Here is a 20,475-nt window from a genome sequence, read left to right as displayed (position 1 = left end):
AAAGGAGTAAGGATACCGATGAGATATAGGACGAAACAACGCCTGACCGCGCTGGTGCTGACGGCGCTGCTGGCTTTCGGCACGGCCCAGGCCCAGGAGCCCGTTTCGGAACGGGACGACTTTTACTTAGCCGTCAACGGGCCGACGCTGGCGGAAAAGAAGATTGAGCCGACCGAGCCATCCTGGTCCTGGTTTAAGGAACAATCGCTGAAAAATACGAAAATTTTAGAACAGGAGCTCCATGAAATCGCTGCCAAGGAAGGCTCGTACGCGAAGGGGACGCCGGAGCAGAAAATCGCCGATTTATATCGCTGTGCTGTCGACATGGAACGGCGCGACGCGACGGCGCGGCAGCATCTGCAGGACGTCTTGGCTCCCGTGCGGCAGGCTGGAACGACGGATGAACTGACCCAGGCCCTGCTCCAGGTAAGGGAATCGTCCGGCGCGTCCGTATTTGTCGATTATACGGCGGACCGCATGCCCGATTCGCTGCGCTATGCCGCCCGCATCGTGCCGGCGGAGACGATTTTGAGCAAATACGAGCTGGAAAAGGAGCCGCAGCCTGGCGCATGGCAGGCCTATAAGACGTATATTGCCGACGTGCTGGCCGAGGCGGGGTGCCCGGCAGAGGAAGCGGCCCGGCAGGCCGAAGCTATTTTCGCCATGGAACAGAGCTGGGCTCCGGCCATGCTGAGCAGCGAAGAGCGAAACGACTTTGCCGTGCTGAATACGATGTATAGGCGGAACGAGATCGAAGCCTTCATGCCCCATATGAACGGCCGCCGCCTGCTGTCGTCGTGGAAGCTGACGAAGGAAGAAAAGCTCTTTCTGGCCGACGCAGCCTATCTTCAGAAGCTGGACGAAGCGTATGTCCAGGATAATCTGCCCCTGCTGAAGAGCTACGCCGTGTTCCGCATTATGGACGGCTTCGCTCCTTACGCTGACAGGCGGCTTCGCGATTTGCAGCGGAGCTATACGCAGTACCGCTTCGGCATCACAAAGAGCCGCAGCGACGAAGAGACGGCAAGCCGCATGGTTCAGGGCCTTCTTCCCTATGAATTTGGGCAGATTTACATGAAGGACCATTGCTCGCCTGACGCTGTACGGGACGTGAAGGCGATGATCGACGAAATCCGCGGCGTATACCGGGAGCGCTTGCTGAAAAACGACTGGCTCGATGAGGATACGAAGAAAGAAGCCGTAGGCAAGCTCGACGCCCTGCGCGTGTTTGTCGGCGGTCCGGCGGCGGACGACAAGCCGATCATTGAGGATATGCCCGACGTCGTATCCGAAGGGGACGGCGGCGACTTGCTGCGCAATATCATGCACAACGCCGTGCTGGTACAGGCTCAAGTACATCGGCTTATTGGGACTGATTTTGACCCGGATAAATGGTACGCCTTCCAGCCGCAGGACGTCAACGCCGCGTATATCCCGGCGAACAACAGCATTACGATTCCCGCCGGCATCTTGAATCCGCCCTTCTACAGCCCCGACGCCTCGTACGGTGCGAACCTCGGCGGCATCGGCGTGGTTATCGGCCATGAAATTTCCCATGCCTTCGACCCCAACGGCAGTCAGTACGATAAGGACGGCAATATGAAGAACTGGTGGACTGCCGGCGATTATGCGATGTTTCAGCAAAAAGCCGCGGCCTTTGCCCCTTATTACAGCCGCTATGAAGTAGGCGGGGGATTATATGAAAACGGGGCTCTCGTCGCTAACGAAGCCATTGCCGACTGCGGCGGCTTGTCCGTCGCGACGGAAATCGCCGGCGGAGACGAAAACACACTGCGCGATTTGTACCGCAATTTTGCCGCTATTTTTGCCAGCAAAATGACGCCGCAGCTGCTCCTGCAAAGCGTGCAGACCGACCCCCATCCCATCATGCAGGCCCGGGTCAACGGCGCTCTTTCGGCGACAGATTCGTTCTACGAGGCCTATGACGTAGAGGACGGCGACGGCATGTACGTCGCGCCGGAAGAGCGGGTAAAGCTTTGGTAATAGGTTTGTAATACTTGCATAGAATCTATAGTTTTTGGAGATAATGCCGTATTTAGGACTTGCATTATTGAAAGGGATACGGTACAATCAAGGACGAACAGTGCTCGAGCAACGCCGGGCACTGTATATATTGCCCACATGGGACGAAAAACGTACCAGTTGGAACAGTATTGCTGCGGATACAGAAAAAGGAGGTAAAGCCTTGGAAAAGTATGTTGCGCTCATTGCCCATGATGCAAAGAAACAGGATATGGTAGGATTGGCCTGTCAGTTTAAACACGTATTGCAGAAGTTCCCTTTGGTCGGAACGGGGGAAACGGGAAAGCGGATTGAAGAAGCGACGGGATTATCCGTCAGAAAAATGCAGCCCGGACCGCTGGGAGGAGACCAGCAGATCGGCGGCATGATCGCGTCGGGCGAAGTCGTCGCCGTCGTGTTCCTGCGGGACCCGCTGACGGCGCAGCCTCACGAACCGGACGTATCGGCCTTCCTTCGCCTGTGCGACGTGCACTGCATTCCGCTGGCGACGAACGTAACCAGCGCCCGTATTTTATTGACTTCGTTAGATACATCATTAGATTTGTTTCAGTCATAGAGTTGGTATTGTGTAAAGGAGATTACGCATGTTGAAAAAAACGAAAATTGTCTGCACTCTCGGCCCGAGTTCGAATTCCCAGGAAATCGTCGAACAGATGATTCAGGCCGGCATGAACGTCGCCCGCTTTAATTTTTCCCACGGTTCCCACGAAGAACACAAGGCGCGCATGGACATGGTTCGCGCCGCTTCTAAAAAGGTAGGCATTCCCGTAGCCCTGCTCCTCGATACGAAGGGCCCGGAAATCCGCCTCGGCAAGTTTAAAAACGGCTCCATCCAAATGGAAGAAGGCAAGGAGTTTACCTTGACGGCCCGCGACGTCGAAGGCGACGAAACGATCGTTTCTGTAAATTACAAAGAACTGCCTCAGGACGTAAAGGCCGGCGACCATATCCTCTTGTCCGACGGCCTGGTAAACTTGGAAGTCATCAGCGTCGAAGGCCAGGATATCCATACGCAGATCCTCAACAGCGGCAAGATGAGCGACCGCAAGCGCGTCGCCGTGCCGGGCATCGCCATCAATTTGCCGGCCGTTTCGGAAACGGACGCCGCAGACATTGAATTCGGCATCCGCATGAATATGGACTGGATCGCCGCTTCCTTTATCCAGCGCGGCAAGGACGTCGTGACGATCCGCAAGATTTTGGAAAAACACAACAGCCCGATGAAGATCATTTCCAAGATCGAATGTCAGGCTGCCGTTAACAATATCGACGAAATCATCAAGATGAGCGACGGCATCATGGTAGCCCGCGGCGATTTGGGCGTCGAAGTGCCGGCAGAAGAAGTGCCGACGCTGCAGAAGATGCTCATTCACAAATGCCAGGCAGCCGGCAAGCCGGTCATTACGGCGACGCAGATGTTGGAATCTATGTGCAATAATCCCCGCCCGACCCGCGCGGAAACGAGCGACGTCGCCAACGCTATCCTCGACGGCACGGACGCCGTTATGCTCAGCGGCGAAACGGCCAGCGGCATGTATCCTGTCGAAGCCGTAGAAACGATGGCCCGCGTAGCCATGTTCACGGAAAGCCAGTTTACGCCGCCGTCCCACCAGGACGAACACGCTTCGTCGTCTACGACGACGGAATCTATTGGCAAGGCCGTCGTAAAAATTGCCGAAGACCTTCACGCCGCCGCTATTATCGCGTCGACGGAACGAGGCAGCACAGCTCAGACGATTTCCAAGTTCCGTCCGGAATGTCCCGTCGTCGCCGTATCTCCTCATGAAAGCGTCGTCCGCCGCCTCCAGCTGAACTGGGGCGTCCAGGCTATCGTCGGCAAGGAAGCCAGCGATACGGATGAAGTCGTCGACAACGGCATCTTCGCAGCCCTCGACAGCGGCCTCATCAAGGCCGGCGACCTCGTCGTCCTCACGGCCGGCGTTCCCGTCGCCAAGTCCGGCTCGACCAACATGATCCGCGTTCAGGTCGTAGGCGATGTCCTCATCCGCGGCACGGGCATCGGCCGCAATTCGGCTATCGGCAAGGTCTGCATCGCAACCGACACGGAATCGCTGGAAAAGAACTTTACGCCGGGCTGCATCCTCGTCGTCCGTTCGGCTAAAGCGGAATGGGTAGAATACATGAAGAAAGCCGGCGCTATCGTATCGGAAGAAGTCGGCCTCACGAGCGAATCGGCCATCGTTGCCATTACCCTCGGCATCCCGACGGTCGTCGGAGCGGCTCATGCCGCCGACGCCCTGGAAAACGGCGAGCTCGTCACGGTAGACGCCAGCCGCGGCACGATTTTCCGCGGCGAAGCTAACGCGCGGTAATCTCCCCTCGCCCTCCAGCACATAGGGCTGACAATATCATAGGTATATTATAAACGCCATAGCGGCATTGGTTTCGGCCAAGCCCTATGGCGTTTTTGTCGTATATAGTGTGTGAAATAAAATAAGCCCGTCCCTTCGGCAGAGCAGATCTGCTGAAGGGACGGGCTTGCAGCCTCGGCATTGCATGCCAGTATGTTATTCTTCCTTGTTGTTGCGCGCGGCCTGCTGGACGGCCCGTTCTTCGGCGGCTCGTTCGCCGGTATCAGAAGATTCGTCGTTTTGCGCTGCCGGTTCGCGCGATTTCTGTCCCTTGTCCTTAGCTGCGTCTTTTTTGTCATCCGCTTTGGGTTTAGGTTCTTCTTTCGGCGGCGGCGCAATCGGTTCCATGCCGGCCGGGATGGCGAAGCCTTCGTACGATTCGTCCTGCGTGGCGACGGTCATGTAATCCCGCCAGATAGCTGCCGGAATCGTACCGCCGTATACTTCGCCCAGGCTGTGCGAGCCCGAGTCGTCGCCGATCCAGACGGCCGTGACGATCGTCGGCGTATAGCCGACGAACCAGGCGTCGACGTTGTTGTCCGTCGTGCCGGTCTTGCCGGCTGCGGGCCGGCCGATGGCTGCGCCCGTGCCGGTGCCGTGATCGATGACGCCTTCGAGCATATAGGTCATTTCATAGGCTTCTTTTTCCGACATGACCTGGGTCTTATTTTTATCCTGATTCAGGGTAGATTCGTTTTCCAGGACGTTGCCGTTGCGGTCCAGGATCTTGACGATGGCGACGGGTTTGACGTGGACGCCTCTATTGGCGAAGGTACCGTAGGCGCTGGCCATTTCCAGCGGCGTTACGCCCCGGGTCAGGCCGCCTAAGGCCATGGCCAGGTTGTCGTCGTCCTTTTCCATCGTCGTAATGCCCATCTTCTTGACGTTGGCGATGATATTGGAGGGACCGACTTCATCAGCCAGCTGGACGGCGACGGTGTTGACCGAAAGGGCCAGGGCGTCGGCCAGGGACATCTTGCCGCGGAAGGTCATATCGGAGTTCTGCGGGCTCCACGAGCCATACGAGATGGCCTTATCTTCCATTGTCGAGTACGGCGACATGTCGTGCTGCAGGGCCGTCATGTATACGAAGGGCTTGAAAGCAGAACCGGGCTGGCGGACGGCCATGGTGGCGCGGTTGAAGCTGTCCTGGCCGCGGCCGCCGACCATAGCCAGGATGTGGCCGTTTCTCGGGTCGATGGAGACGAGGGCGCCCTGCGGCTGGGTCAAGCCGTTTTCGTCCTTATAGTTGTCCGGCAGCTGGCGCAGGGCTTCCGCTGCGGCGCGCTGTTTTTCCAAGTCCATGGTGGTGTAAATCTTCAGGCCTTCCTTGTACAGGGCGTCGTCGCCGTATTTGGAGGCCACGAGCTGCGACACATAGTCGACGAAGGAAGCCGTATCGGCGTTGTCGTCGGTCTGCTTCATCTGCGTCAATTCTAAGTCGGCGTTTTTCGCTTCCGTACATTCAGCCTGAGAAATATAGCCGTATTTCACCATTTGGTCTAAGACGGTGTTCGTGCGTTTTTTCGCTTCTTCCAGATTATTGAAGGGCGAGTAGTAATTAGGGCTCTTGGGCAGACCGGCCAGCATAGCGCACTGCTTGAGGTTCAGTTGGTCGACGTCCTTGTCGAAGTACGTGCGGGCTGCCGTCTGGATGCCGTACGCGCCCTGGCCGAAATAAATCTGGTTCATGTACATTTCCAGAATTTCTTTTTTACTGTATTTCCGTTCGATTTCCAGGGCCAGCATGGCTTCCTGGATTTTGCGTTTCAGCGTCTGTTCCTGCGACAGGAAGGCGTTTTTCGCCAGCTGCTGCGTAATGGTGCTGCCGCCCTGGGCGATGCCGCCGCTGGTAATGTTCGTCACGATGGCCCGGCCGATGCCGATGGGGTCGATACCGATATGGTCGTAGAAGCGGTTGTCTTCCGCGGCGATAAAGGCGTTCTGCAAATGCTGGGGCACCTTGTTGATGTCGATAGGCAGGCGGTTTTGGTCGGAATGCAGGGTCGTCACGAGGCGGCCGTGAATATCGAAGACCTGCGACGACACGGCAGGCCGCATGTTGTTGCCTACCGTCGGCAGGCTTTGATAGGCGGCGAAAATGTAGCCGAAGGTCAGGCCGGCGATTACGACGACGCATAAGATAATCAGGAGTCGCAGACGGTGCATAGGTCCTGATGATTTTTTAGCATGTTTAGCTCTCCGTCTAGGCGTATACATAGATCCTCCTATATTATAAAACATAAATATAATATATAACTTTCAATAAGCAGAAATGAATCTTTGCTAATTTCTTATTATAGCATATTTATATACATTATCCTATATCGGAAGGGACTTTCGCGGCGGGAAAAGCCGGAAAGGGGCGAAAATCATTGCCGGAAGGGGCATTATACTATTTTTAGATAGTTACATAAGCAATACCGCACAAATAGTATATAATATATAAAAGAAATGTACAATAGATACTGAAAATGTGTTGACTTTTTCTAACAAATAAAGTACCATAAATGTAAAGGAAACAAATAAATAGCATATCTGCTTGTTCTAGGAGGTAAGAGGGAATGGATAGAGATAAGGCTTTTGTATTATGGTTTGATGAACTGCGCCGCGAGGACGTCGCTCTCGTAGGCGGGAAATCTTCTTCGCTGGGCGAACTGACGTCGCAGACGAGCGTACCCGTACCTTACGGCTTCGCTACGACGGCCGAAGGGTACCGTCATTTTATGCGCGAAACGGGCTTGGATGAAAAGATTAAAGAACTTCTCCAGGGCCTGACCGATGTAGAAGACCCCATTCAGCTCCGCAGCGTCACGGCAGCTGTCCGCGAAGCAATTTGCGCTGCCGATATGCCGGCTGATCTGGCCGAAGCGATTCGGGCCAGCTATGCAGAACTGGGCAAAAAAGTCGGCGAAGACAATCCCTTTGTCGCCGTCCGTTCCAGCGCTACGGCAGAGGACCTTCCCGACGCCAGCTTTGCCGGACAGCAGGATACGTATCTGAACGTCCAGGGCGCCGATATGGTAATCCAGAAGGTCAAGGAATGCTATGCCTCTACGTTTACCGACCGCGCTACGTACTATCGGACGAAGAAAGGCTTCGACCATCTGTCCGTCGCCTTGAGCGCCGCCGTCCAGATGATGGTATTCTCCAAGGCTGCCGGCGTTATGTTTACGGTCGACCTCGTGACGGGCGACGATTCGACGATTACGATCGAAGGCGCCTGGGGCCTGGGCGAATACGTCGTACAGGGTACGGTTACGCCGGATAACTTCCGCGTCAAGAAGGACGATTTGACGATTCTGGACAAGATGATCAATACGAAGCCCGTGAAGCTCGTCCGCAAGCCCGGCGGCGACTGCGAAGAACAGCTCGTGCCGGAAGAAGAACAGAAGATGCAGGTCATTACGGACGAACAGGTAAAAGAACTGGCAACGTACGCCAAGGCTATCGAACAGCATTACGGCTGCTACATGGATATGGAATGGGGCGTCGACGAACGGGATAACAAGGTATGGCTCCTCCAGGCCCGCCCCGAAACGGTATGGTCCAAGAAAAATCAGGAAAAGGGACAGGCCGAAGCGGCTCCTGCAGCCGTGACGACGGACCGCAAGGTCATCGTAAAGGGCCTGCCGGCCAGCCCGGGCAGCGCCGCCGGCAAAGCCCACGTCATCCTCGATCCGTCGAAGATCGAAGAATTTAAGGAAGGGGAAATCCTCGTTACGACGATGACCGCCCCCGACTGGGTGCCGGCTATGAAGAAGGCCAGAGCCATCGTCACCGACGCCGGCGGCATGACCTGCCACGCGTCGATCGTCAGCCGCGAGCTGGGCATCCCCTGCATCGTCGGCACGAAGAGCCGCAGCGTTGAAGCGACGACGACGATTCCCGACGGTGCGGATATTACTGTCGACGCGACGAACGGCATCGTATACGAAGGCACCGTCGCCGATATCGTAAAACCGAAGGAAGAAGCAGCTCAGGCCGGCGGCCAGGCGACAGTCGTCATGTCCGAACCGGTTCCCATTACGGGCACGAAGATTTACATGAACCTGGGCAACCCCGACTTGGCGGAAAAACACGGTAAGCTGCCCTGCGACGGCATCGGCCTCATGCGCGAAGAATTCATCTGGACGACGTTCATTCACGAACATCCCTTGTATCTCATCGAAATCGGCCATCCCGAACGCGTCGTCGACCAGCTGGCCGACGGCATGCGCAAGGTTTGCCAGGCATTGGCTCCGCGCCCGGTAACGCTTCGCCTCAGCGATTTCAAATCCAGCGAATACCGCAACCTCAAGGGCGGCGACAAGTATGAACCGCAGGAAAGCAGCGCTCTCTTAGGCTGGCGCGGCGCATCCCGCTACTACGACCCGAAATACGTCGCAGCCTTCCGCCTGGAATTGCAGGCCGTCCGCAAAGTCCGCGAAGAATACGGCTTCAAGAATCTGAACGTCATGGTTCCCTTCTGCCGCCGCGTCGACGAAATGGAAAAGATCGTCGGCCTCATGGCTGAAGAAGGACTCCACCGCGGACCGGACTTCAAAGTATGGCTGATGGCTGAAATTCCTTCCAACATCATCCTGGCGGATCAGTTCAATAAGTTTGTCGACGGGTATTCCATCGGTTCCAACGACCTGACGATGCTCGTCATGGGCTGCGACCGCGATAACGAAACGGTAGCTCCTCTGTTTGACGAACGCAACTTAGCCGTTAAGCGGGCTATTCGCCACTTGATCGAAGTAGCTCACCGGGATGGAAAGACCGTTTCCATCTGCGGCCAGGCGCCGAGCGTATATCCTGATTTTACGGAATTTCTCGTTAAGAGCGGCATCGATTCTATTTCCGTCAATCCCGACGCCGTTGTATCGACGCGCAAGAACGTCGCGCAGATCGAACAGCGTATGCTGATGGATTCCCTGACCGGAAAAGGCCGCGCAGATACAGAAGATTATACATGGTAAGTCGATGATATGAGAAAAGGCGGCGCCAAAAGAGTAAATTATTTCTTTTGGTCCGCCTTTTTCTTATGCATCTTGGAGTAAAATATGGTATGATAATAAGCGATTATCAGGAGGTGAAACCACAATATGTTATCGGAACGGCAGGGAACGATTTTGAATATCGTCAAGGAGCATAGTCCGATTACGGGACAGCACATTGCCGACCAGCTGCACGTGACGCGGGCAGCGCTGCGCTCCGATCTGGCGATATTGACGATGCTGGGACTGATAGACGCGCGGCCAAAGCTGGGATATTTCTTTATCGGCGATAAGGAAAAGGACTTGCTGTCTCAAAAGATCATGGATATCAGCATTGAGTCGTGTTTATCGCAGCCGGTCATCGTCGGCGAGCACACCAGCGCCTACGACGCGGTCATCGCTATGTTTACGGAAGATGCGGGAACGGTATTTGTCGCGACGGATAATATTCTGGCCGGTGTCGTATCCCGAAAGGATTTGTTGAAGACGGCTATGGGCAACAACGATTTGAGAGCTCTGCCGGTGCGTATGGTCATGACGCCGGTCAGCAAGGTCATTTACGTGCAGGCTGATGAAAAGGCGCTGGCAGCGGCGCAGCGCATGATAGAATATGAAATTGATTGTCTGCCGGTAGTTCATGTTCTCGATACGGATGAGGAAGATAAGAAGGATTTACAGATTGTCGGAAGAATATCGAAAACAAACATTACGCGGTTATTTGTTGAATGTGGATTAGGAAGGAGAACGTAAGGTGGCAAAACCGATCATTTACGCCTGCTCGGACTCGCTGGGAGATACGGCGGAACGCGTAGCCCGGGCGGCGGCCTGCCAGTACGACAAACAGGAATTTGATATCGTGCGCATGCCCTATATTCGTACGGAACAGCAGGTCGAAGAAATCGTACAAAAGGCGAAAGAACACAGCGCGATGATCTGCTGTACTATTATATCCCCGACGCTGCGGCGCAAGCTGCAGGAGTTGTCTAACGCGCAGAACGTTACCCTCGTCGACATCATCGGCCCGATGCTGGCCGGCGTAGGCACGCTGACCCATACGGAACCGACGATGAAGCCGGGCATGATTCATCAGCTCGACGAAGAATACTTCAAGCGCGTCGAAGCGATTGAATTCGCCGTCAAATTTGACGACGGCAAAAATCCGATGGGCTTCTTAAAGGCTGATATCGTCATCGTCGGCGTATCCCGTACGTCTAAGACGCCCTTATCTATGTATTTGGCTCATAAGCGGATCAAGGCTGCCAACCTGCCCTTGGTGCCGGAAGTAGCCTTGCCTCCGGAATTATTCCAGGTGCCGGCCCGTAAAATCGTCGGCCTCATTATCGATCCCTTTAAATTGAATTTTATCCGTTCGGAACGGCTGCGCAGCATGGGCCTCGATTCGAACGCCAGCTACGCCAACATCGAGCGGATCAATGAAGAACTGACGTATGCCCGCAACGTCATGCGCCGTCTTCATTGCCCGATTATCGACGTGTCGTCGAAAGCAATTGAAGAAACAGCAAATCTTGTCATGGAAATCGTCAAACGCAATAAAGAGTTGTATCACGAGTAAAATGGCATGAAAAAAGGACGCCATTTTCGGCGTCTTTTTTCGTATCTGCAAGCAAGGAGAAGGTTATGGAAGAAAAAAAATTAGACCTGAAGACCTTTTTGTACAAGGCCTTGTCTGATTCGGCCTTTTTAAAGGCTGCCGGCATGAAGCCCGGCGACGGCCCGGCGTTTATGAAGGCCAACGGCGTCATGAAGCTGGCCGGCGAATTGGAAGGGTGCCGCGACAGCCGGGGACGGTATGTTTCCGCCAAAGTGCTGGAGGCGGCGCGGCGGTACATATCCTGTTTGGCCGAAGAGCCGGAAGGCGGCTGGCTGGCCCATTGCTACTGCGCCGTCTTAGAGAGGCTCTTTCCGATTACGGCGGCTCAGTGGGAAGGCTGGGACGGCAAGCCCGTAGCGCACAGCGGCGACGGCGAATTCCGCCTGGGGCGCCTCGTGCTCATGCAGCTGCTGCACGGATTGTATCAGTACGAACGGGCCGTGCTGCCCTTTGACCCGACCGTCGATTTCGATTTTCTCGACGATGAAGAAATTATGAAGCAGGGCTATACGCGGGAATACCTGCACATGATCAAGATGCTGGAAGATCAGTATATCTATGAATTCATGCGCATCGGCTCGGAAATTTCCCCCTTCAACACGCTGGGCCATATTGCCGGCGTCCATTACGTCGCCCTGCATGCGGCGCGTCAGCTGGCCTTCCTCGGCGAGCCCGTCGACCTGGCCCTCATTTCCGGCGCGGCTCTGTGCCATGACCTGGGGAAATACGGCTGCAAGAAAAACGAAGAAAAGCGCGTGCCCTACCTGCACTATTACTATACCGACGCCTGCTGCCGCCGCGTCGGCTTGTCCGGCATCGGACACATCGCGGCTAACCATTCCGTCTGGGATTTGGAGCTGGAAAATCTTTCCGTCGAATCGCTGCTGCTCATCTACGCCGATTTCCGGGTCAAGAGTAGCCGCGACGCCCAGGGCAGGGAAGTCGTTCATTTCTATACTCTGAAGGAAGCCTTCGACGTCATTTTAGGAAAATTGGATAACGTAGACGAGGCGAAGCGCCACCGGTACCAGAAGGTATACGCCAAGCTGGCCGATTTCGAGTCGTTCATGCGGGAAAAGGGCGTCGTCGAGCTGCCGGCCGACCTTTCGCGGGACCACGTCCAGCCCGACGTTCCAGAGCCGCGGGAAATGGTGCTCCTGGCGGAGGGAGAAGTCGTCGAACAGCTGAAGTACGCGGCCATTGCCCACAACATCCGCCTCATGAGTATCTTCCGCGACGACAGCGATTTCGGCAACCTCATCGAAGCGGCCCGCAGCGAGCAGCTGTGGAAAAACGTCCGCACCTATATCGGCATTTTCGAAGAGTACTCGACGTACATGACAGAGCATCAAAAGGTCATGACGCTGAAATTCCTGTACGAGCTGCTGTCTCATAAAGAAGGGGACATCCGCTTCCAGTCGGCGGCCCTCATGGGGCGCATTGTCGCTAATTTCAACGAAAAATACACAAAGGAGCTGCCTGAGGGCGTGTCCCTTCCCCATAAGGTCGTCACGAGCCTGTCCCTGTTTGATCAGTATCTGGACATGATCATCTATCCGGAAATGCGGTTTACGGAGCAGCACAAGCTGTGGATCGGCTATTGCCTGAGCAGCTTCGTCGAAGCCGTACTGGATTCCTGCCCGGCGAAAGACCGCGGCGATTACATCCGCGTGATGGCCAAGTATTTCGAGCGCCGCAATTATCCGGAAGAGCGGTACATCATGCTCCTGAAAGTCCTGGACGACATGAAGCGCAGCGACATTCCCGGGGAATTTATGACGGCGGTCCACCCCTTCGTGGAAACGGCCCTGCAGTCTTCCTCCCAGAACCTGCGCGTCGCCGCCCTGAACACGAAGCGCTGCCTCTATGACGGATATACGGAGGAACAATATTACGACGACCTCCTGGCGGTGATGAATTTGCCTGCCGATAAAAAGGCCTTTTCCGAGCATGAAGGCAGCCTGTTCCTCATCGACTTGAAGATGGGGACCCACTGGGGCATCAAGGTCGCCAATATAGAGCTGATGATGCGGTATATGGACGATACGTGCGACAAGGGCGACGTCATGCATCTGGGCATGCATCTGACGAACCTTCTGAAAATCAGCGAGTCCATCTTTGTCCGCCAGGCGGCAGGGGAAAGCCTGCTGCGCATCGCTGCCAACATGACGTACTCGCAGCGCAATGAGCTGGCCGTCGAACTGTTCAACGGCCTGGAAATCGGCGATCCCCAGATATCGAAGTACGTGCCGGAATTCCTGGGCCGCATGATTCTGAAGCTGCCGCCGCAGGAATTTGACGAATTTATCAATACGATTTCGTCGCAGATTTTGACGGTCAACATTCAGCTGGCATCGTCTATCGTCAACACCGTCGGCGTCATTTTGGAAAACTTCTCCGAATTTGCCGAGGAGTTCGGAGACGACGGGGACGTCAACGAACGGCGTCAGCGCCGCCTGCTGTACATCATGATCAAGGCTTACGCCCACTACGACGACGAGCTGAGCCGCGACGCCTTCCGCGATATCGGGAAGTTTGTCTTTCACAGCCCGGTCATGGCCATGGAGCAGAAGGACTTTTTATTCCTGCACTGCTACAAAAAGCTCCTGGTTCTGCTCGACGAAAATCCCGAAGGTGTTCTGGACTTCTACAGCAACGCCGCCGTCCTGAATCATATTTACCGCTATATCGGCCATCATGAGTTCCAGAACGGCGCCTTTTCCTTCCCGCCGGCCCGCAAGGCCTGCTTCTACCCGGGGACCTTCGACCCCTTCAGCCTGGGGCATAAGGCCGTGGCCTGCAAGATTCGCGACCTGGGCTTCGACGTATATCTGGCCCTCGATGAATTTTCCTGGTCCAAGCATACCCAGCCCCGCCTCATGCGGCGCAAGATCATGAATATGTCCGTCGCCGACGAAGAGGACATGTATCCCTTCCCCGACGATATTCCCGTCAACATTGCCAATCCGAAGGACGTAGCCCGGCTGAAGGCGATTTTTGCCAAGAAGGACCTGTACATCGCCGTCGGGACCGACGTCATCGAAAACGCTTCGGCTTACAAGGCCGCGCCGACGAAGGATTCCATCCATACGGTAAACCATATCGCCTTCGCCCGCGAGACGAGGGAAAATGAAGGGCGGGACCACGACGACGGCGGCCACGGCATTACGGGAAAGGTCGTGTATTTGACTCTCGACAAATTCTACGAAGATATCAGCTCGACGAAGATCCGCGAAAACATCGACCTGAATCGCGACATATCCAACCTCATCGACGCCGTAGCCCAGAATTTCATTTACGACAACAACATGTACCTGCGCGAACCGGCCTATAAGCACGTCCTGGAAGCGCGGGAGCTGGGCATCGGCGCCTTTAAGCCCCGCGGCGCCGAAAGCCTGTGGCCGATCTGCAACAAGCTGTGGAATAAGGGGTACAACATGGATATCCTCGACAAGTACATCGAGCGGGAAACCGTGCGGACTCTGTACGTCGACGACGCCCGGCAGGAACGGACGATGATCGCCTATGCCGCGGCCCACCGCATCGGCACGCGGGATTTGCTGAAGGAAATCGGCGATTCCCAGCTGGCCTCGCATATCCGCAACGCCGCCGGCGGCAGCATCGCCTGCATTGGCTTCTTCTACGCCGACGACACGTCGACTATCGACAACGTGGCCCAGATTACCATTACGGAAATTCTGACGGAGCTCATTTCCCGCGACTTTGCCTACGCCGTGTACCGTCCTGTAGACGAAGCGGGCTACGACGCCGAAATCATCGACGCCCTCGAGCTGCAGGGCTTCGTCAACATCGCGCCGGAAGGCAGCGAGCATCCCCTGTACGTCGTAGATATGAAGTCGCCTATCGTCTTGTTTAAGGACGTCGAAACGGTCATCAAAAACCCCTTCAACAAGAATCCTCTCGTCCGCGAAGCCCTGCACGAAGCCCACAACAACTTGCTGGCCGTGCTCAAGCTGATTTACCCGGGCAAACTGCTCCTGTCCTTTAACATGAGCTCCTTCCACAACAAGATCATCAACAAGGTCGCCGAAATCAACGGCGTCTCTACTGTCGAGGACAAGAAAAAACGGCGCGGCCCCTATATGTCCGTGCCCTTCGGCAAGGCCCTGAGCAACGTCCTGGTGCCCAATACGGTGACGAAGAGCCTGCACATCGGCAAGTACTTCGACCGGTACGTCAAGGAATTTACCCTGGCCGAATCACATCATTATTCGCCTGTGGAAAATCAGGTCCGGACGATCAAGTCCTTTGACAGGCCGGTCATCCTCATCGACGACTTGCTGCACAAGGGCCACCGCATGCGGATGCTCACGCCGTACCTGGACAAGTGCGACATCGAAGTCAAAGAGGTCCTCGTCGGCGTCATGACCGGGCAGGCCATGGACATGATGGTCGAAAAGAACATGAAGGCCGAAAGCGCCTATTTCCTGCCGACGCTGGAAGTCTGGCTCAACGAAAAGGACTGCTACCCTTATATCGGCGGCGACAGCATCGACAACGCCCACAACTACAGCGGCTACGACAGCAACCCGGCTATCAACCTGATCCTGCCCTACGTCAATCCCGAGTTTGTCAGCCGCGGCGATTTCCTGGCTCATTACTGGTATTCCCTGACGTGCCTGCAGAACGCCGCCCACATCATGCGGGTATTGCAGGACGTCTATCAGGAAACGTACGAACGCCGCCTGACGCTGAAGCGCCTCGGCGAGGTCTTTACGTATCCCCGGATTCCCGACATCGACGTGGGCGTAAAATTCGATGAAAACATGGACCCGACCCGGTTCATTGAAAACGATATTGAGCGGCTCCTGCGCATGCAGTGGAAGGAAGGCTCCATGGAAGAAGATCTGATGCGGAGCGCCGCTGGAAGGGAAGGACGATAAGGTGCGGTATATTCATGAATTGCCCGGCGAGGCGGCGGTGACGTCGCCCTTGCCGCTGACGGGCAGCCCCTTGGGGAAGCAAACGTATAGAGTTCATATTTTGGCCTTGGGAGACGTGGGCATGACCATGCTCATCGGCCTGCGCCTTTTGGGTGCCGGCGTCGTCGAATCCATCGGCATCTGCGATATTAATGAACAAAATATCAGGCGGCTGGAAATGGAAATCAATCAGATTCGATATCCCTTCGCCGATTGGGAGGGAAGCGGCATGCCGTCGCTGCCTCCCGTGTACGCCGTCGGGGAAGAAGCGCTGTTTGACTGCGACGTATTCGTCTTCTGCGCCAGCAAGGGCGTGCCGCCTGTCGGCGCCCAGGGCGACGTGCGCATGGCCCAGCTGGCGGCGAATACAGAATTGGTACGCCATTTTGCCGAACTGGCCAAGGCGGCGAAATTTGCCGGCCTGGCCTGCATCGTGTCCGACCCGGTAGACCCGTTGTGCAAGGCCTTTTGGATGGCGTCGGGGCTCAGGCCGGCGCAGGTACAGGGCTACGGCTTAGGCGTCATGAACGCCCGGGCCTGCTACTATGCGGAACGCCGCGAAGAATTCCGCTCCTACCTGACCGAAGGGCGGGCCTTCGGGCCTCACGGCGGGGACTTGGTGCTGGCCGACAGCCTGACAGACTACGACGACGAGCGTTCCCGCGCCCTGACCGACCTGGTCATCGGAGCCAACATGGCCGTCCGCGAATTGGGCTATAAGCCGTACATTGCTCCGGCCTTGTCGTCGGCGGCCTTATCGATCCTCCTGACCCTGCGGGAGCAGTGGCATTACGGCTCCGTGTATTTGGGCGACGAAGGGGCCGGCGCGTTTTTCGGCATCCGGAATCAGATGACCCGGGACGGCATCGTATATGAAGACGCAGCCGTCTGCGACGCCCTGTACGAGCGGCTGAAAACGGCGTATATCAATCTGTGCCGCCTGGTGTAAAGGGGGAATGAAGCATGTTGACAGTCGTGAAGATCGGCTGGCGCGAATGCGCCGATACGAGCCGGTTAGAAAGCGTACTGACCTATGCTTTGCATGGATTGGAATACCGTGCCGTCGACGGCGCGGCCTTTGCCGAGGTCTGCCGTTCCGCTGCCGCCCTGCCGGCGGGCCGGGCCGTGCTGTTTGCCGTGGCCCTGCCTGCCGGCGGCTTCAGCTGCGAACACGCGCAGCTGATTTCGGCGTTGGCCCTTCAGGCCGACTGTCTGGACGGCTGGGCCGGCGCGGTTCTCGTCGACGGGCCGGGCGAATTATTTACAAAAAAAATAGGCCGCGAGCTGATTTTCATGGCAAATCAGGCTGGCTGTGCCTTTCCGGGGAAGCCCCTCGTCGAAGCGACGGGCTCTCTGTATAATTTTAATACGCAGGCCATGCTGCTGGACGCGACGAACCTGCAGGCCTATAAAGAAAGCGCGGCCTGTCTGGTACGCAAGACGACGGCCTTTGCCGCAGAGCTTTCTCGGGGACGCCGTCCGGCGCGCCGCGTCGTCGTGCTCCACGCCAGCAGCCGCAAGACGTCGAATACGCTGCTGCTGTGGGAAATGATACGGAAGAAGCTGCCTGCAGACGTAGACGTAGAAGAAATTTCCCTGCGCAACGGAGCCGTCGTCGACTGCCGGGGCTGCAGCTACGAGGCGTGCCGCCATTTCGGTGAAAAGGGCGAATGCTTTTACGGCGGCGTCATCGTCGAACGGGTCTATCCGGCCATTCGCGCCGGCGATGTCGTCGTCCTGATTTGCCCCAATTACAACGACGCCGTGAGCGCCAATATTACGGCTTTCTTCAACCGACTTACGGCCTTGTTCCGCAAGGACTTCGCATCCTTTTCACAGAAGAGGGTCTATGCTCTCGTCGTTTCCGGATACAGCGGCGGCGACATCGTAGCCGAGCAGGTCATCGACGCGATGAACTGCAATAAGAATTTTGCCCTGCCGCCGCGCTTTGCCCAGATCGAAACGGCAAACGACCCGAACAGCATTCTGCAGTGTCCCGGCGTGGAAGAGAGGGCAGCCGCCATGGCCGGGCGCATTGCCGGCGTATAACTGAAAAATGGCAATAAAAAAAGATGATTCGATAGGGAATCATCTTTTTTATATGAAATTAAGCATTGCGCTGTACTTTGCCGGAACGAAGGCAGCGAGTGCAGACGTTGATACGTTTTACTTCGCCGTCTACGATAGCGCGTACTCTCTGGATGTTCGGTTTCCAGGTTCTTTTTGTTTTCAAATGGGAATGGCTGACGTTCATGCCGGTCATCATTCCTTTGCCGCAAATTTCGCAATAGTTTGCCATTGGTTACACCTCCCTGCACCATCACAGTACAACATATAAATCCTATCATAAAACATAAGGTAAATCAAGTTTTATTTATAAAAAGTCTACAAGATATGATACAATAAATGTGAGAAAAAGACAAGGAGTTTTTTTATGGATGGGACACTTCGCCGGCTGAAGGGCATCGGCGCGCGGAAAGAAGCGCTGTTTGCCCGGCTGGGAATTCAGACGATCAGCGATTTGCTGCAGTATTTTCCGAGGGAGTACGAGGACCGCAGCCGCATATGGCCTATTGGCAGCGCGCCGACGCCGTCGCCGACGCCCGTATTGGTCTGCGGCACGGTCCGCAGCGTACAGGAGCTGCGACCGCGGCGGGGCATGACTATATTGAAGGTGCTCATCGCCGACGACAGCGGCGCCGTGGAGCTGACCTGGTTCAACCAGCCCTTTAAAAAGAAAGTATTTCACGTCGGTATGGACGTAGCGGCCTTTGGCAAGATCGAATGGGCCTACGGAAGGCGGCAGATGAATTCTCCTGAAACGGAGCAGGGCGGCCTGTCGCCGGAACAGGGCTTCGTTCCCGTATACGGCCTGACGGACGGCCTGCGGCAGAACGACGTGCGCAAGGCCGTGAGGGAAGCCTTGGCGGAGGCGGAGCGCTGTCCCTCCCTGCTGCCGGGATGGGACGGAGGCAGAAGCGTCTGCGGCGGATTCATGCCGGAGCTGCAGGCGTATGAGGCCATGCATTTTCCGCCGTCTATGGAAGTGCGCCGCAAGGCGCGGGAGCAGCTGGCCTTCGAGGAGCTCTTCGACATGCAGCTGGGCCTTTTGCTGCGCCGCCGTCAGGAAGGAAAACAAATGGGGATTAAATGCGGGCCGAACGGCAGCCTGCTCAAGCAGTTTATATCCCAGCTTCCCTTTTCCTTGACCAGGGGGCAGACGCAGGCTTTTTTAGATATACAGGCCGATATGGAAAGCGAAGTGCCTATGCAGCGGCTGGTACAGGGCGACGTGGGCTCGGGGAAAACCGTCGTAGCGGCCATGGCCCTGACGAAAATCGTCGAAAACGGATATCAGGGCGCTTTGATGGCTCCGACGGAGATTTTGGCAATCCAGCATTACGAGGAATTTCTCAAGCTGTTTCGCGGCCTTCCCGTGCGCGTCGCCGTGCTGACCGGCCGTACGACGGCCAAGGAGCGGGACGCCTTGCTGGAAGACCTGCGTTGTGGAAGCATTCAGATTCTTATCGGCACGCACGCGCTGATTCAGAAGGACGTCGCGTTCTGCGACTTAGGCCTCGTCGTGACGGACGAGCAGCACCGCTTCGGCGTGCGGCAGCGGGCCGCCCTGCAGGGAAAGGGCCGGGCTCCCCACGCGCTGTTCATGACGGCGACGCCCATTCCGCGGACCCTGGCCTTGTCTGTATACGGCGACTTGGACGTATCGTCCATACGGGAAATGCCTCCAGGCCGCAAGGTCGTCAAAACCTACGCCGTCGGCGAGGCGATGCGCCGCCGCGTATACGCTTTTATGGAAAAGCTCATGGCCCAGGGGCAGCAGTGCTACGTAGTGTGCCCCCTCGTAGAAGAGTCGGAAACGGTAGATTTGCAGGCGGCGACGGCTTTGTATGAAGAACTGCGTGCGACGGTCTTTAAAAACAGGCCGTGCGGCCTCGTCCACGGCCGCATGACCGGCAAGGAAAAGGCCGCCGTTATGGAGGACTTTCAGGACGGCCGTATATCCCTGCTCGTGGCGACGAGCGTCATCGAAGTGGGCGTCAACGTGCCCAACGCGACGGTCATGCTGATCGACGGGGCGGAGCGGTTCGGCCTGGCCCAGCTCCATCAGCTGCGGGGCCGCGTCGGCCGCGGCAGCCAGCAGGCGTACTGTATCCTGCTGTCCAAAGGCGGAAGCGAAGAGACGCGGCAGCGCCTGCAGTGGATGGAAAAAATACACGACGGCTTCGAGCTGGCGGAAAAGGATTTGCTCCTGCGCGGCGCAGGGCGGCTGTTCGGGTACGCCCAGCACGGGCTGCCCGATTTGAAGGCCGCCGATATCGTCCGCGATATTTCGCTGCTGACGGCCGCCAGGGACAAGGCGGCAGACTATTTGAAGGGCCCCGTCGACGAAGAGACGATTTACGCGGCTCTGGAGCGGCGGTTCGGAACGCGTTTTCAAGGTTTGCTAAATAACTAAGAAAATGTCATGAAAATATGTACAGATGACATCTTATCGGCTATAA

12 protein-coding genes are annotated in these 20,475 nt (G+C 56.4%); 10 read left to right on the top strand and 2 right to left on the bottom strand.

Going from position 1 to position 20,475, the window contains the following annotated elements:
* The first annotated feature begins 18 nt into the window (after positions 1-18).
* From CJ260_RS07855 to pyk, 3 genes are all read left to right on the top strand, one after another.
* Entirely contained in the window at positions 19-2,004 is a 1,986-nt protein-coding gene (locus CJ260_RS07855; protein WP_095629793.1) for a M13 family metallopeptidase, read from the top strand.
* A gap of 202 nt (positions 2,005-2,206) precedes the next feature.
* Positions 2,207-2,599, top strand: a complete 393-nt coding sequence (gene mgsA, locus CJ260_RS07850) for a methylglyoxal synthase (protein WP_233127924.1) — start codon at positions 2,207-2,209, stop codon at positions 2,597-2,599.
* 28 nt (positions 2,600-2,627) lie between these two features.
* Complete coding sequence (pyk, locus tag CJ260_RS07845) at positions 2,628-4,376, top strand: pyruvate kinase (protein WP_095629791.1); 1,749 nt, start codon at positions 2,628-2,630, stop codon at positions 4,374-4,376.
* 195 nt (positions 4,377-4,571) lie between these two features.
* Here pyk and CJ260_RS07840 read toward each other — a convergent pair whose 3' ends face one another.
* Positions 4,572-6,635, bottom strand: coding sequence for a transglycosylase domain-containing protein (locus tag CJ260_RS07840; RefSeq protein ID WP_095629790.1), 2,064 nt, complete (start codon positions 6,633-6,635; stop codon positions 4,572-4,574).
* 344 nt (positions 6,636-6,979) lie between these two features.
* Between CJ260_RS07840 and ppsA the strand changes: the two genes are divergently transcribed.
* The 6 genes from ppsA (at position 6,980) to CJ260_RS07810 (ending at position 18,001) form a co-directional block, all read left to right on the top strand.
* On the top strand, positions 6,980-9,379 hold the full coding sequence (gene ppsA, locus CJ260_RS07835) for a phosphoenolpyruvate synthase (RefSeq protein WP_087477874.1): 2,400 nt from the start codon (positions 6,980-6,982) through the stop codon (positions 9,377-9,379).
* Positions 9,380-9,505: 126 nt separating this feature from the next.
* Positions 9,506-10,147: a helix-turn-helix transcriptional regulator gene (locus CJ260_RS07830; RefSeq protein WP_087477873.1), complete on the top strand. Its 642-nt coding sequence runs from the start codon at positions 9,506-9,508 to the stop codon at positions 10,145-10,147.
* Position 10,148: 1 nt separating this feature from the next.
* Positions 10,149-10,970 carry a pyruvate, water dikinase regulatory protein gene (locus CJ260_RS07825; protein WP_087477872.1) on the top strand — a complete coding sequence of 274 codons (822 nt, stop codon included), beginning with the start codon at positions 10,149-10,151 and terminating at the stop codon, positions 10,968-10,970.
* A 65-nt stretch (positions 10,971-11,035) separates the two neighbouring features.
* Positions 11,036-15,913, top strand: coding sequence for a phosphohydrolase (locus tag CJ260_RS07820; RefSeq protein ID WP_095629789.1), 4,878 nt, complete (start codon positions 11,036-11,038; stop codon positions 15,911-15,913).
* 1 nt (position 15,914) lies between these two features.
* Positions 15,915-16,901, top strand: coding sequence for a lactate dehydrogenase (locus CJ260_RS07815; protein ID WP_095629788.1), 987 nt, complete (start codon positions 15,915-15,917; stop codon positions 16,899-16,901).
* Positions 16,902-16,915: 14 nt separating this feature from the next.
* A complete protein-coding gene (locus tag CJ260_RS07810; RefSeq protein WP_095629787.1) occupies positions 16,916-18,001 on the top strand; it encodes a flavodoxin family protein in 1,086 nt (361 codons plus the stop codon).
* A gap of 58 nt (positions 18,002-18,059) precedes the next feature.
* Here the strand turns inward: CJ260_RS07810 and rpmB are convergent, their stop codons facing one another.
* The gene (rpmB, locus tag CJ260_RS07805; RefSeq protein WP_087477868.1) at positions 18,060-18,251 is read right to left on the bottom strand and encodes a 50S ribosomal protein L28; all 192 of its coding nucleotides are present in this window, start codon (positions 18,249-18,251) and stop codon (positions 18,060-18,062) included.
* A 135-nt stretch (positions 18,252-18,386) separates the two neighbouring features.
* Between rpmB and recG the strand changes: the two genes are divergently transcribed.
* On the top strand, positions 18,387-20,429 hold the full coding sequence (recG, locus tag CJ260_RS07800) for an ATP-dependent DNA helicase RecG (protein ID WP_095629786.1): 2,043 nt from the start codon (positions 18,387-18,389) through the stop codon (positions 20,427-20,429).
* Positions 20,430-20,475 lie beyond the last annotated feature (46 nt).

The organism is Megasphaera sp. ASD88, assembly GCF_002287425.1.
Lineage (GTDB): Bacteria > Bacillota > Negativicutes > Veillonellales > Megasphaeraceae > Megasphaera > Megasphaera stantonii.
Note: the sequence above shows the minus strand (reverse complement) of the source record. Positions and strands in the feature narration are given on the sequence as shown.